Origin of the sequence: Janibacter sp. UYMM211 (assembly GCF_040547045.1) — a bacterium.
GTDB classification, from domain to species: Bacteria; Actinomycetota; Actinomycetes; order Actinomycetales; family Dermatophilaceae; genus Marihabitans; species Marihabitans melonis.
On sequence record NZ_JBEPOY010000002.1, the window covers coordinates 112,585 to 124,931 of the forward strand.

Consider the following 12,347-nt stretch of genomic DNA (forward strand, 5'->3'; position numbering starts at 1 on the left):
TCGGGCGATGAGCAGGGCGCGGTGGCACGAGCAGTGGCCCCCGCAGCGCCCCCGGCACGTGTGGGTCCGCCCCTCCGGCGAGCCGGGGGCGCAGCCGCGCCAGGGGCTGCTCCTGCGGTGGGAGCGAGACCGCCCGCGGGGCAGGTGGCTCGCGCTCGTCGTGGTCGTCGACGGGGGCGAGCTGCGCCTCGTCGTCGTCGCCGCCGACCGCCTCGCCCCGGTCGAGTCCGACCCGAACCGGGTGCTCTCGCGAGACGCCGCCGTGGTGCGCGGCCTGCGCCGACCGGGCCGGTGACAGGGCGTGTCGGCGCGGGTGGGTGGTGGATCCTGGCGACGAAAAAGGTGGGCCGAGGGGGTCCCGCAGGACAGCCGTCCTGTCCTATCTTTGTCCAATCCTTTCGTGGGTGCTCACGAGCCGACCTGCGGCGGGACCCTCCCCCCGGGAGCAGGTGGGCCCGTGGCGCGACACGGGCCCACCTGCTCCATGGTCAGTCCTGGGCAGGGGCGACGTCGACGACCCAGGTGACCCCGAAGCGGTCGGTGAGCATCCCGAAGCCGGGGCTCCACGCGGACGCGGCGAGGGGCTCGATCACCTCGGCTCCCTGCACGAGCGCCTCCCAGCACGTCGTGATCTCCTCGAGCGTGCCGCCGCGCACCGACTGGAAGAACGTGCGGTCGGTGACGGTCGCCCCGTCCTCGCGCGTCGTCGTGCCCGCCGTCGGCGCGACGTCGGTGCTGTCCTGCCCGGGGATGTCGTACGCCATGAGCCGCACGGGCCCGTCGAGCTGGCCGAAGACGACCTTGTCGGCGCCAGGTGCCCCTACCGGCATCCCCGTGTCGGCGTACGTCGCACGGGTGACCTCGCCGCCGAAGACCTCCTGGTAGAAGTCGAGGGCCTGGCTCGCGGTGCCCCGGAAGTTGAGATGGGTCGTGGTGGTGAGGGTCATGCCCGTCCTCCGTCTGGTCGTGGTGGCGGCGACCTACCGCCGAGGACGACGGTGCCAGGGGTAGAGGTCAGATCCGGTCCGCTACCTGCGCGAGGATGGCGTCATGACCGCTAGCCCCTCTCGGATGCTGTCCCTGCTCTCGCTGCTCCAGACCCGTCGCGACTGGTCGGGGCAGGCGCTCGCCGAGCGGCTGGGCGTCACCCCTCGCACGGTGCGCCGCGACGTCACCCGGCTGCGCGACCTCGGCTACCGCATCTCCGCGACGAAGGGGCCGGACGGGGGATACCGCCTCGCAGCGGGCTCCCAAATGCCGCCGCTGCTCCTCGACGACGAGCAGGCCGTGGCCGTCGCCGTGGCCCTGCGCGCCGCCGCCACGACGGGCGTCGACCTCGAGGAGGCCGCGGCCCGCGCGCTCGCGACGGTGCAGCAGGTGATGCCCGCGCGGCTGCGCCACCGGGTCGAGGGCATCCGCTTCGACGGTGTCGGGCCGGGTGCGCAGGTCGCGCCCGCGGTGCTCGAGGCGGTGAGCGTGGCCGTGCGGGAGCAGCGGGTCCTGCGGATGCGGTACCGGGGTGCGCCGGAGGTCCGGCGTGTCGAGCCGCACGCGGTCGTCGTCCGGGCGAGCCGCTGGTACCTCGTCGCGTGGGACCTCGACGTGGCGGGCTGGCGCATCTTCCGTCTCGACCACCTCGAGCCCCGCTCCCCGGCGGGTGCTCGCTTCGTGCCGCGCGCGATCCCCACCGGCGACGCCTCGACCTTCGTCCAGGCCCGGGCGAAGGGGGCGGAGACCGAGGACGTCTGGCCGTGCACGGGGGAGGTCCTCGTCGACCTGCCGCTGGCCGCGGTGGCCCGGTGGGCGGGCGACGGTCAGGTCGAGCCGGTGTCGCCGACGCGCACCCTGCTCACCGTCGGCTCGTGGTCGTGGACGGGTCTGCTCGCCCACGTCCTGAGGTTCGACGCCCCCTTCGCCGTCGTCGGTCCCGAGCCGCTGCGGCTCGCCGCGGCCGAGCTCTCCGGGCGCCTCGCGAGCGCGTCCTCGCCGCCCTGAGCGCCCCCCTTCGCGAAGGGGGTCCGCTCAGCTCTTCGGGACCGGAGGGCCGACGACGAGAAGGACCGCGGTCACCGCGGCGATGCCGACGAGCGCGACGACGAGACCCAGGAGCGGCCGCGCCAGCGCGGCGGCGAGGACCCGCTCGGGGGCGGAGGCAGGGCGCTGCCCGCCCGCCCCGAGCCGCCACTGCTGCCCGACGAGGTGGTCGCGCTCGACGCGACGCTCGAACCACAGGGTGAGCCACGGCGGGATCGCGCTCGCGAGCGCCGTGAGGGCGGTCCGCGGGCTCCACCGCTGGTCGACCCACAGGGCGACGCAGGTGAGGACGTAGGCGATGAAGACGACGCCGTGGAGCATCCCGCCGACGCGCACGCCGAGCTCGGTGGTCTTCGTGACGTACTTGAGCACCATCCCGACGACGAGGAGGGTCCACGTCACCGCCTCGGCGGTCGCGACGATCCGGAAGAGGCGCAGGGGAGAGGGCAGGTGCACGCCCCCATCCTCCCGGACCGCCCCTGGCCGACGGCGGCTGGGTCCTCGCGGCCCGCTCGGGTTAGAGTGGGCGCGGCACCCCACGTGGTGGTACCTCACTGAACTCCCCCAGGGCGGGAACGCAGCAAGGGCAGGTGAGCTCTTCCAGGTACGTGGGGTGTCTTCTCATGTCCGGGGACGTCTGCCGCGGGCTCGGGTGGGTCACGTCACCCTGGACGCACCCCGAAGGGGGAGCGCCTCATCGCGCGACATCGCCGTGCGGCGCCTAGTTTCTCCCCTATGACGGCTCTCGCGCCGGGAGCCAGCGCTCTCCGGCCCCTCGACCCCCCGGCGCGGCCCCGGTACCTGCCGCTGTGGTCCTGGCCCGTCGTCGCCCTGCTCGTCGTCGTGGCCGGTGTCGTCGGGGTCGGCCTCGCCCCGCAGGGCAGCCGCGTCGCGGTCTGGTGGCCGGCCGCGGGGATCGCCGTCCTCTTCCTCGTGCTCACGCCGCCCCGGCGCCGGTGGGCAGGGCTGCTCCTCGTCCTCGGCGCCACAGCCCTGGCGAACGCGATCGGCGGTCGCCCGCCCCTGGCCGCCCTGTGCTTCGGGGTGGCCAACGCGGCGGAGGCCCTCGTCGTGACGGCGCTGCTCGCCCGTCGCGGCCGGCCGCGCTTCGAGCTGCGCAGCCTCGCCTCGGCGATCTACTTCTGCCTCGCCGTCATCGCCGGCGCCGTCGTCGTCGGCCTCCTCGCGGGCGCGACCATCGCCGGCCTGGAGGACGGGGCCTTCCGGTCCACGGCGGCGTACGTCGCCGCGTCCCATGCCGCGGCGGTCGTCATGATCGCCCCCTTCGCGCTCTTCCCGCGGCGGGTGCCGGTGCGGGCCGGCCCGCTCGAGCTCGCCCTGCACGTCGTCGCCCTCGCGGCCGTCATCGCCCTCGTCTTCCGCGACGGCGCCGACCTGCCGCTGGCCTTCCTGCCCTACCCGGTGCTGGCCTGGGCGGCCTTCCGCTTCCCCGTCCGGGTCGTCGCCGTGCAGACGCTGCTCGCGTCGTGCGCCATCCTCGCGCTCACGATCGCCGGCGGCGGGCCCTTCAACCACGAGGGGCTCGACCTCGCCGTGCGGGCCGCGCTCGCCGAGACCTTCCTCGTGACCTTCGCCGGCTTCTCCGTCGTCATCAGCGCTGCTCAGTACGAGCTGCGCGACGCGACCCGTCGGCTTGCCGCGACATCCCGGCTCCTCTCGGGCAGCCTCCTCGAGGCGTCGGTCGGGCTGGCCATCGCGCAGCGGCGTGCGGACGGGCGGGTGCGGGTCGGGTGGTCGAACCCGACGGCGGCGGCCCTCGTGGGCGAGGGAGCCGACAGGTCCTGGCAGGGCCCGCTCGCCGATGCCGCGGACGAGGCCCTGCGCTCGGGCGACCCCGTGACGGTCGAGCTCGACGATCGCACCCTCACCGTCGCCGCCAACCTCGTCCCCGACGAGCCCGACCACTTCTCCGTCCAGCTCGTCGACGTCACGGAGCCGCTGCGGATGCAGGCGGCGACGCTGGCGGCCGAGCAGGAGCAGCAGGCCGCTCGGGTCACGCGGGCGGACCTCGAGCGCCAGCGCGAGGACTTCGTCGCCACGACGAGCCACGAGCTGCGCACCCCGATCGCGAGCATCGTCGGTTACGTCGAGCTCCTCGAGGACTCGCCAGGGCTGACCGAGCGGGAGCGGGGGTGGCTCGAGGTCGTCACGCGCAACGCCGACCGGCTCTCGGCCCTCGTCGAGGACCTGCTCGCCATCGGGCGGATCGAGGCGGACCGCGACGGGGTCGAGCCCCGGGAGATCGCGCTCGGGCCCTTCGTCACCGAGGTGCTCGGCAACGTCCGGGTGCTCGCCGACCGCAAGGAGATGACGCTCGACGTCGCCGGGTGCTCGGGGACGGCGTACGCCGACCCCGACGACCTCACGAGGATGCTCACCAACCTGCTGGCCAACGCGGTGAAGTTCACCCCGCCCCACGGGCGGGTGACGACCCGCACCGTCGAGCACGAGGACGGCACGGTGGGCGTCGTCGTCAGCGACACCGGGCCCGGCATGGCACCCGACGAGCTCGAGCACGCCTTCGACCGCTTCTACCGCGCCCCGGTGGCCGAGCGGGACGCGGTGCCGGGCACCGGGCTCGGGCTGGCGATCGTCTCCGAGCTGGCGGCCCGCAACCACGGCTCGGTCGCGCTCGTGTCGCCCGAGGGCGGCGGGCTCGTCGCCACGCTGACCCTTCCCGGTCGAGCTGGCGCGGGGGTGCCTGAAACGGGGTGACGCTGGCCCGTCCTCGGGGGTCCCTGCTCGTTAGCGTGGCAGATCACGAGGTGGCCGACCGGCCACCCAGGACGGAGCAGGTCATGACATGGGTCCTCATCGGGCTGGCGATCCTCGCCGTGCTCGTCATCATCGGGTTCGTCGTCTCCAGCGCGAAGAAGAAGCAAGCCGAGTCCAAGCGTCACGAGGCAGCCCGCATCCGGGCCCGGGCCGCGGACCAGGAGATCGACCTGCGCGAGCAGCAGGCCGCTGCCGCGCACACCCAGGCCCAGGCCCAGGCGGCTCGCGCCGACGCCGAGCTCAAGGCTGCGGAGGCCGAGCGTCAGCGCGTCGAGGCCGAGCGTCTGGAGGGTCGCGCCGCAGAGGAGGGCGACCGTCACTCGGTGCTGCAGGACTCCCGCGACGAGGAGCTCCGCCGGGCCGATGCCCTTGACCCGGACGTCCGCACCGACAAGCACGGCAACCGTGTCGACGACGGGGTCGCCGACGAGCGTCACGACGGCGACCGGGACGGCGACGGCTACCGGGACGGGGTCGTCGAGAGCGAGGACTCCTACGCCGACTCCTCCCCCGACCGCCGCGACGACCGCCGCGACGACCGCCGCGCGACGGGGGCCGGCACGACCGCTGCTGCGGGCACGACGGGCGCGGCTGCGGGCACGAGCGGCGCTGCGACCAGCGAGTCCGGGCCCGACACCTGGACCGCCGACCACGAGCAGCGCGTCGACGGCCCGCCGGTGCAGGACGGCCCGCCGCCGCCCGCGACTCATGACGTGCCCCCGCCGGTGCAGGACGGCCCGCCGCCGCCCCCGCCCGGCCAGGGCGAGGCGCCGCCGCCCCCGCGCGAGGAGGGCTACGACGTGACCCGCACGAGCGACGCGACGGCTCCCTCGGGCACCCCCGCGGACCACGACCTCGGCCGCGACGAGCACGGCCGGCACGCGGCCGACGGTCACGACGACCGCGGTCTCGGCGAGCGCATCAAGGACGGCGTCGACGACCTGCGCCACCGGGACGACGGCACGCCCCGCTGATCCCCCTTCGCCCTCGGCCCGCCGCCCACCCGCGGCGGGCCGAGGCACGTCCGGGGCCAGGTGGGCCCACCCCCCGGTCCTGCGGCACGATGGCCCCACCAGCGACGCGGCGCACCGCCGCAAGGAGGCACGGATGAAGATCGGCATCATCGTCGGCAGCACCCGACCGGGTCGGCTCGGCGCCCAGGTGGCGCAGTGGGCCTACGACACCGGGCAGGCCGCCGACCTCGGAGACGTCGAGCTCGAGCTCGTCGACCTCGCCGACTACGACCTCGACCTGCTCGACGACCCGGCCGTGCCCGGTGGCGCGAAGCGGCAGTACGCGAGCGAGAAGACGCGTCGGTGGAGCGAGAAGATCGACTCCCTCGACGCCTTCGTCTTCGTCACCCCCGAGTACAACCACGGGGTGCCCGCCGCCCTGAAGAACGCGGTCGACGTCATCTGGCCGGAGTGGAACCACAAGGCCGCGGGCGTGCTCGCGTACGGCTACGACGGCGGCACGCGTGCGGTCGAGCAGTGGCGCACGATCCTCCCGGCGGTCCACGTGCACGTCGTGCGCTCGCAGATCTCGCTGTCGCTGCACGGCGACTTCGAGGACGAGCAGACCTTCGTGCCGGCGGAGCGCCGCGCGAAGGAGCTGCGCATCCTGCTCAAGGCCGTCGCCAAGCTCGGCGCGGCCGTCTCCACGCTGCGTGCATGAGCCCGCGGCGCTGACGGCCCGCCCGGATAGCCTCGCCCTGTGAGCACCGCCCTCTACCGCCGCTACCGGCCCGAGACCTTCGCCGACGTCATCGGGCAGGAGCAGGTCACCGAGCCGCTCATGCAGGCGCTACGCACCGGCCGGGTCAACCACGCCTACCTCTTCTCGGGCCCGCGCGGCTGCGGCAAGACGACGAGCGCGCGCATCCTCGCCCGCTGCCTCAACTGCGAGCAGGGCCCGACTCCCGAGCCGTGCGGCGAGTGCGACAGCTGCGTCGCTCTCGCCCGCGGGGGAGCGGGCACCGTCGACGTCATCGAGATCGACGCGGCGAGCCACGGCGGCGTCGACGACGCCCGTGACCTGCGCGAGCGGGCGTCCTTCGGGCCGGCGCAGAGCCGCTACAAGATCTACATCATCGACGAGGCGCACATGGTGACGCCGCAGGGCTTCAACGCCCTGCTGAAGATCGTCGAGGAGCCCCCGGAGCACGTGAAGTTCATCTTCGCGACGACCGAGCCCGAGAAGGTCATCGGCACGATCCGCAGCCGGACCCACCACTACCCCTTCCGCCTCGTGCCGCCGGCCCGGCTGCAGGACTACCTCGAGCACCTCTGCGAGCGCGAAGGGGTCCGGGTCGAGCCCGGCGTCCTGTCCTTCGTCGTGCGCTCCGGTGGCGGCTCCGTGCGCGACTCGCTGTCGGTGCTCGACCAGCTCATCGCCGGCTCCGGCCCGGAGGGGCTGACCTACGAGGGTGCGTCCTCGCTGCTCGGCTTCACCGACGTCGAGCTGCTCGACGCGGTGGTCACCGCCTTCGGCGCGGGCGACGCGGGCGCGGTCTTCCGTCACCTCCACGACGTCATCGAGACCGGTCTGGACCCGCGCCGCTTCGTCGAGGACCTCCTCGAGCGCCTCCGCGACCTCATCGTCGTGCTCGCCGCGCCCGAGGGCGCGCGGGCGATCCTGCGCGGTCTGCCCGAGGACCAGGTCGAGCGCATGCGCACCCAGGCCGCGGCCTTCGGCGGCGCGTCGCTCACCCGGGCGGCCTCCATCGTCAACGAGGGCCTCACCGAGATGTCCGGGGCGACCTCGCCCCGGCTGCAGCTCGAGCTCATCGCCGCCCGGGTGCTCCTGCCCGGCGCCGCGGGGGAGAGCGGCTACGCCGCGCGGCTCGACCGCCTCGAGCGGCGGATGGACGTCGGCGGGGTCCCGACCCAGGCGAAGGGGGATGCCCCCTCCCCGGTCGCCGCAGCCGTCCCGCCGGCTCCGGAGCCCGAGCGGGCGCCGGAGCAGGAGGCCGCGCCGCAGCCGCAGCATCGGCCCGAGCCGCAGCGTGCCCCCGAGCCGCAGCGTGCCCCTGAGGGGCAGCGCCAGTCCGACCGTCAGCAGACGGAGCGTCGGCGGGAGCCGCAGCGTCAGCCCGAGCCCCAGCACCAGCCGGAGCAGCGGCGCGAGCCCGAGCGACCCGCCGCCGCGCGCGAGAGCGCACCCGCGGCCGCTGCGGCGCCTCCGGCCGCCGCACCCCAGGCGCCCGAGACCCCGACCCCGGGCACGATCGACGTCGAGGCGCTGCGCCGGTCGTGGCCCGACGTCCTCGGCCGGATCTACCAGATGCGCCGCGCGACGTGGACCTTCCTGTCCGAGCACGGCCAGGTGCTCACCTACGACGGCCGACGGCTCGTCATCGGTATCAGCACGGTCGGCCTGGCGAACGCCTTCCGCGCCGGCTCGCACGCCGACGTCGTGCGTCAGGCCCTCATCGACGCGCTCGGCGTCGAGGCCATGGTCGAGGGCATCCCGACCCCCGAGGGCTCCCCGCCGGTGCAGGCCACGCCGCCGCCGTCGAGCGGCGGGTCCGGCCTCGGCCCGGCGTCGACGCCGGCCCCGGCCCGCGCGTCCGAGCGACCCGCGGGGCAGGACCCCGCACCGTCCCGCGCCCCGTCGGCCGACCTCGGCGTCCCCTCGTCGGCACCCGTCACAGACGGTCGTCCCGACTGGTCGAGCGCTCCCGCCGACCCCTCGTCGGCACCGAGCTGGGCGACGTCCGACCCCTTCGGCCCCGGTGGTGCTGCGCCCGCGCCCGCCCGTGACGACTCGCCCGCCCCCGACCCGACCTCGGGCGCCTCGTCGCCGGTCGGCGTCGAGGCGCGCGAGGAGGTCTCCGAGGCCGCTCACGCGCCCCGTCCGCCGCTGCGCCGGGGTGCGCTCGACGAGTACGGCGTGAGCGAGGACGACGAGGACATCGTCGAGGCGGGCGACGCCGGGCCCGCGGTCGTCGAGCGGATCCTCGGCGGCACGGTCATCCGCGAGGACCAAGCCTGACGGGCGGTGCGAGTAGGTCGCACCCGTCTTCGGGCGTAGGGTCGCTGACGTGTACGAAGGCGTGGTCCAGGACCTGATCGACGAGCTCGGCCGCCTCCCCGGCGTCGGGCCCAAGAGCGCGCAGCGCATCGCCTTCCACCTCCTGCAGTCCGACCCGCAGGACGTCGCGCGGCTCGTCCAGGCGCTCACCGAGGTCAAGGCCAAGGTGTCCTTCTGCGAGACGTGCGGCAACGTCGCCGAGGGCACCCAGTGCCGGATCTGCGCCGACCCGCGCCGCGACCAGAGCGCGATCTGCGTCGTCGAAGAGCCCAAGGACGTCGTCGCCATCGAGCGCACCCGCGAGTTCCGCGGTCGCTACCACGTGCTCGGCGGGGCGATCAGCCCGCTCGACGGCATCGGGCCCGACGACCTGCGCCTGCCCCAGCTCATGGCGCGGCTCTCCGGCGGTGAGATCGGCGAGATCATCATCGCCACCGACCCCAACCTCGAGGGCGAGGCCACCGCGGCCTACCTCGCCCGGCTGCTGCAGCCCTTCGACCTGCGGGTGACGCGCCTGGCCTCCGGCCTGCCCGTCGGCGGCGACCTCGAGTACGCCGACGAGGTGACCCTCGGCCGTGCCTTCGAGGGGAGGAAGCTGCTCAATGCCTGACACCACCGACCCGACCCGACTGCTCGCCGACGAGTGCGCCGCCGAGGCCCGCACCTTCGTCGAGACCGTCGCCGGTGTCGCCTCCGGCGCCGCCCCCGAGTCTGCGATCCCGCTGCTCCTCCTCGCGACGAGCCAGGTCCAGCTCATGGGGGCGCGGCTCGGCGCGATCGCCGACGTCCTGCCTGCCGAGCGCTTCGAGCCCGACATCGCCGAGTCCGAGGTCGAGCCGCTGCGCGAGGGCATCGGGCGCCTCTTCGACGGGCTCGACTCCTACGTCGACCTGCAGGACCCCGTCACCTCCGTCGAGGTGACCTCGGGCAGCCTCGCCGACGACCTCGCGATCGTCACCGAGTCCCTCACCCATGGCCTGGCCCACCACGCCGCCGGCCGCACGACCGAGGCGCTCTGGTGGTGGCAGTTCAGCTATCTCTCCGCGTGGGGCGAGCGCGCCGCGATGGCCGTCCGCGTCCTCCACGGCCTGCTCGCGCACGTGCGCCTCGACGCCGACGCCGACGAGGTCGCCGAGGCGGAGTTCGACGCCCTCCACTCCTGACCCCTTCGCCTCGCCCGGGTCACAGCTTTCCCGCCCAGGGCGGGAAAGTTCGACCTCGGGAAGGAACATTGGCTTCCCGAGGTCGAAGCTTCCTTCCCGATGTGGGTGCCAACCGGGCGAAGGGGGAGTCCGGGCGGGTCGGTGAGTTGCCGGCCCCCTTCGCCCGGCCCCAGGTCAGGCGATGCGGGTGCCCGACGGCAGCCGGCGCACGGGGGTGCGGGTGCGCTGCACGGCGACCGCGGTCGCGCCCCCGCCGATGAGCACGAGGAAGGCGATGCCGAAGGGCCAGACCGGCCCGGCGTCGTCCGCGCCCTCGGTGAGCGAGTCGGCCGGCATGGCGTCACCGGTCCAGCACTCGTCGATCGTCTCCTGCGGCCCGGCCTTGGCCAGCCGAGCACCCTGGGAGATCCAACGCAGCGGCGTGAAGCCGCTCATCCCCTCGGCCTCGTCGTCCCCCTGCGGGGCCGCGTCGGCGACGATGACGAAGGGGTTGATGGCGAGCACCGGCCAGATCCGCTCGGTGTGGACCGTCTCGCGGACCTCGGTGCGCGTGGTGCAGCGGGGCTGGGTGTCGGACACGCTGCCCTCGGTGACGTAGTCGACGCCGTAGACCTGGCGCTCCTCCTCGCCGGAGACGAGGAAGGCGAGCATCCCGAAGACGATCGTCGTGAGGAAGCACAGGCCCGCCACCGTGAGATAGGTGAGGACCGCCGAGCCGACGGGCCGCGCGGTGAGGGTGCTGAACATCAGGCCCAGGGCGCACACGACGGCGAGCACGACGACGATGACGACGAGGGAGCGCAGCGCGCCGAGCAGGTCGACCCCGCCCTTGACGTAGCCGAAGAGCAAGAAGGGCAACGCCGTCGCGAGGAAGGCGAGGGCGATGAGCCACGCGGCGAGCAGCTTGCCCAGGACGATGTCGGCCGCGCTGAGCAGGGTCGTCTGCAGCGTCGCGAGGACGCCCTGGTCGCGGTCGCCGTTGACCGACGTCGACGTGAGGGCGGGCATGACGAGCATGCCGAGCCCGAGGACGAAGAAGAGGACGACGTCGTAGACGGTCGAGCCGAGCTGCTCGTCGCCGGCCTTGCGCAGCCCCAGCCACGACAGCCCGGTGACGCCGGCGATGACGCACACCCACGCGACGAGCACGACGACCCAGCGGGCGCCGCGCACACGCTGGAGCAGCTCGAGGCGGGCGATGGTGAGGACTCCGTGGACGCTCATCGGCGGTCCTCCGTGACGGCGAGGTAGGCGGCCTCGAGGGCGCCCTGGGCGGGGGCGAAGGCGGTGAGCGGCACGTCGGCGCGCACGAGCCGGCGCAGGAGGTCGGTCGCGGCGCCCTCGCCGGCGACGTGCACCTCGACACCGGTGCCGGCCCGGGTGCTGCGGATCCCGAGCTCTGTGAGCGCGGACACGAGCGCGGCGGGGTCGGACGACGCGAGCCGGTAGGCCGTCGACGTGGTCGCGGGGGAGAGGGTCTGCCCCTCGATCGTGCGGCCGCGCGCGACGATGACCGCGCGGTCGGCGATCTCCTGCAGCTCGGTGAGGATGTGGCTGCTCACGAGGATGGTCCGGCCCTGCGCGGCGAGGTCGCGCATGATGTCGCGCAGCTCGATCCGGCTGCGGGGGTCCAGGCCGTTGGCCGGCTCGTCGAGGACGAGCACGGACGGGTCGTTGACGAGCGCGCGGGCCAGGCCGAGGCGCTGCTTCTGGCCGCGGGAGAGCACGCGGGCCGGGCGGTCGGCGAGGTCGTCGAGGTGGACGAGCCGCAGGAGGTCGGCGATCCGCTGCTGGGCGGCGGTGCCGCGCAGCCCGTAGGCGCTGGCGATGATCTCGAGGACCTCGCGCACCTTGAGGGCGTCCCACGTGCCGAAGCCGTCGGGCATCCAGCCCAGCCGGGCCCGGACCTCGCGAGGCTGGGTCACCGGGTCGTAGCCGTCGACGCGCACGCTGCCGCTGTCGGGCACGAGGAGGGTCGCGAGCATGAGCATGAGGGTCGTCTTGCCCGACCCGTTGGGGCCGATGAGCGCGGTGATCTCGCCCGGCCTCGCGTGCAACGTCATGTCCTCGACGGCGAGCACCTGGCCGAAGGCTCGGCGCACCCCCTGGACGACGACCCCGCCGACCGGCGGCCCGCTCCCCGGCCCGGGCGCGCCCGGACCCCCTGACATCCCCACCTGCTGCGTCATGGTGGGCAGGCTAGCCCGCGCGGTCCCCCTTCGCTGAGACGCCGACCGGTGCCTGCGCGCCACCGACTACCCTGGGCTGCGGTCCTCGCCCGGTCCCGACCGGGCGTCCTGCCTCGTCCTGTCAGGAGTGTGT

12 protein-coding genes and 1 other RNA gene are annotated in these 12,347 nt (G+C 74.5%); 9 read left to right on the top strand and 4 right to left on the bottom strand.

Going from position 1 to position 12,347, the window contains the following annotated elements; genetic code table 11:
* Positions 1–7: 7 nt before the first annotated feature.
* Positions 8–295, top strand: a complete 288-nt coding sequence (locus tag ABIB53_RS05610) for a hypothetical protein (protein WP_148041546.1) — start codon at positions 8–10, stop codon at positions 293–295.
* 193 nt (positions 296–488) lie between these two features.
* On the opposite strand, the gene ABIB53_RS05615 is transcribed toward ABIB53_RS05610, so the two are convergent.
* Entirely contained in the window at positions 489–947 is a 459-nt protein-coding gene (locus ABIB53_RS05615; RefSeq protein WP_354587455.1) for a VOC family protein, read from the bottom strand.
* 103 nt (positions 948–1,050) lie between these two features.
* Here ABIB53_RS05615 and ABIB53_RS05620 point away from each other — a divergent pair, with 103 nt between their 5' ends.
* Positions 1,051–1,995, top strand: coding sequence for a helix-turn-helix transcriptional regulator (locus ABIB53_RS05620; RefSeq protein ID WP_354587456.1), 945 nt, complete (start codon positions 1,051–1,053; stop codon positions 1,993–1,995).
* Between the two features lie 27 nt (positions 1,996–2,022).
* On the opposite strand, the gene ABIB53_RS05625 is transcribed toward ABIB53_RS05620, so the two are convergent.
* The gene (locus tag ABIB53_RS05625; RefSeq protein ID WP_354587457.1) at positions 2,023–2,490 is read right to left on the bottom strand and encodes a DUF3817 domain-containing protein; all 468 of its coding nucleotides are present in this window, start codon (positions 2,488–2,490) and stop codon (positions 2,023–2,025) included.
* A gap of 71 nt (positions 2,491–2,561) precedes the next feature.
* Between ABIB53_RS05625 and ffs the strand changes: the two genes are divergently transcribed.
* The 7 genes from ffs (at position 2,562) to ABIB53_RS05660 (ending at position 10,025) form a co-directional block, all read left to right on the top strand.
* An RNA gene (gene ffs / locus ABIB53_RS05630) (signal recognition particle sRNA small type) lies at positions 2,562–2,658 on the top strand.
* 111 nt (positions 2,659–2,769) lie between these two features.
* Positions 2,770–4,770 (top strand): sensor histidine kinase, encoded by a 2,001-nt coding sequence (locus ABIB53_RS05635; RefSeq protein WP_354587458.1) that lies wholly within the window; start codon positions 2,770–2,772, stop codon positions 4,768–4,770.
* An 83-nt stretch (positions 4,771–4,853) separates the two neighbouring features.
* Entirely contained in the window at positions 4,854–5,804 is a 951-nt protein-coding gene (locus ABIB53_RS05640; protein WP_354587459.1) for a hypothetical protein, read from the top strand.
* Positions 5,805–5,937: 133 nt separating this feature from the next.
* The gene (locus ABIB53_RS05645) at positions 5,938–6,504 is read left to right on the top strand and encodes an NADPH-dependent FMN reductase (RefSeq protein ID WP_123091374.1); all 567 of its coding nucleotides are present in this window, start codon (positions 5,938–5,940) and stop codon (positions 6,502–6,504) included.
* A 39-nt stretch (positions 6,505–6,543) separates the two neighbouring features.
* The gene (locus tag ABIB53_RS05650) at positions 6,544–8,823 is read left to right on the top strand and encodes a DNA polymerase III subunit gamma and tau (RefSeq protein WP_354587461.1); all 2,280 of its coding nucleotides are present in this window, start codon (positions 6,544–6,546) and stop codon (positions 8,821–8,823) included.
* A gap of 49 nt (positions 8,824–8,872) precedes the next feature.
* Positions 8,873–9,472: a recombination mediator RecR gene (recR, locus tag ABIB53_RS05655; protein WP_068272833.1), complete on the top strand. Its 600-nt coding sequence runs from the start codon at positions 8,873–8,875 to the stop codon at positions 9,470–9,472.
* The gene (locus ABIB53_RS05660) at positions 9,465–10,025 is read left to right on the top strand and encodes a DUF5063 domain-containing protein (RefSeq protein WP_354587462.1); all 561 of its coding nucleotides are present in this window, start codon (positions 9,465–9,467) and stop codon (positions 10,023–10,025) included. Before recR ends, ABIB53_RS05660 begins: the two co-directional genes overlap by 8 nt.
* A gap of 174 nt (positions 10,026–10,199) precedes the next feature.
* Here ABIB53_RS05660 and ABIB53_RS05665 read toward each other — a convergent pair whose 3' ends face one another.
* Entirely contained in the window at positions 10,200–11,249 is a 1,050-nt protein-coding gene (locus ABIB53_RS05665) for an ABC transporter permease (RefSeq protein ID WP_354587463.1), read from the bottom strand.
* Positions 11,246–12,214 (bottom strand): ABC transporter ATP-binding protein, encoded by a 969-nt coding sequence (locus ABIB53_RS05670; protein WP_229300460.1) that lies wholly within the window; start codon positions 12,212–12,214, stop codon positions 11,246–11,248. Before ABIB53_RS05670 ends, ABIB53_RS05665 begins: the two co-directional genes overlap by 4 nt.
* Positions 12,215–12,347 lie beyond the last annotated feature (133 nt).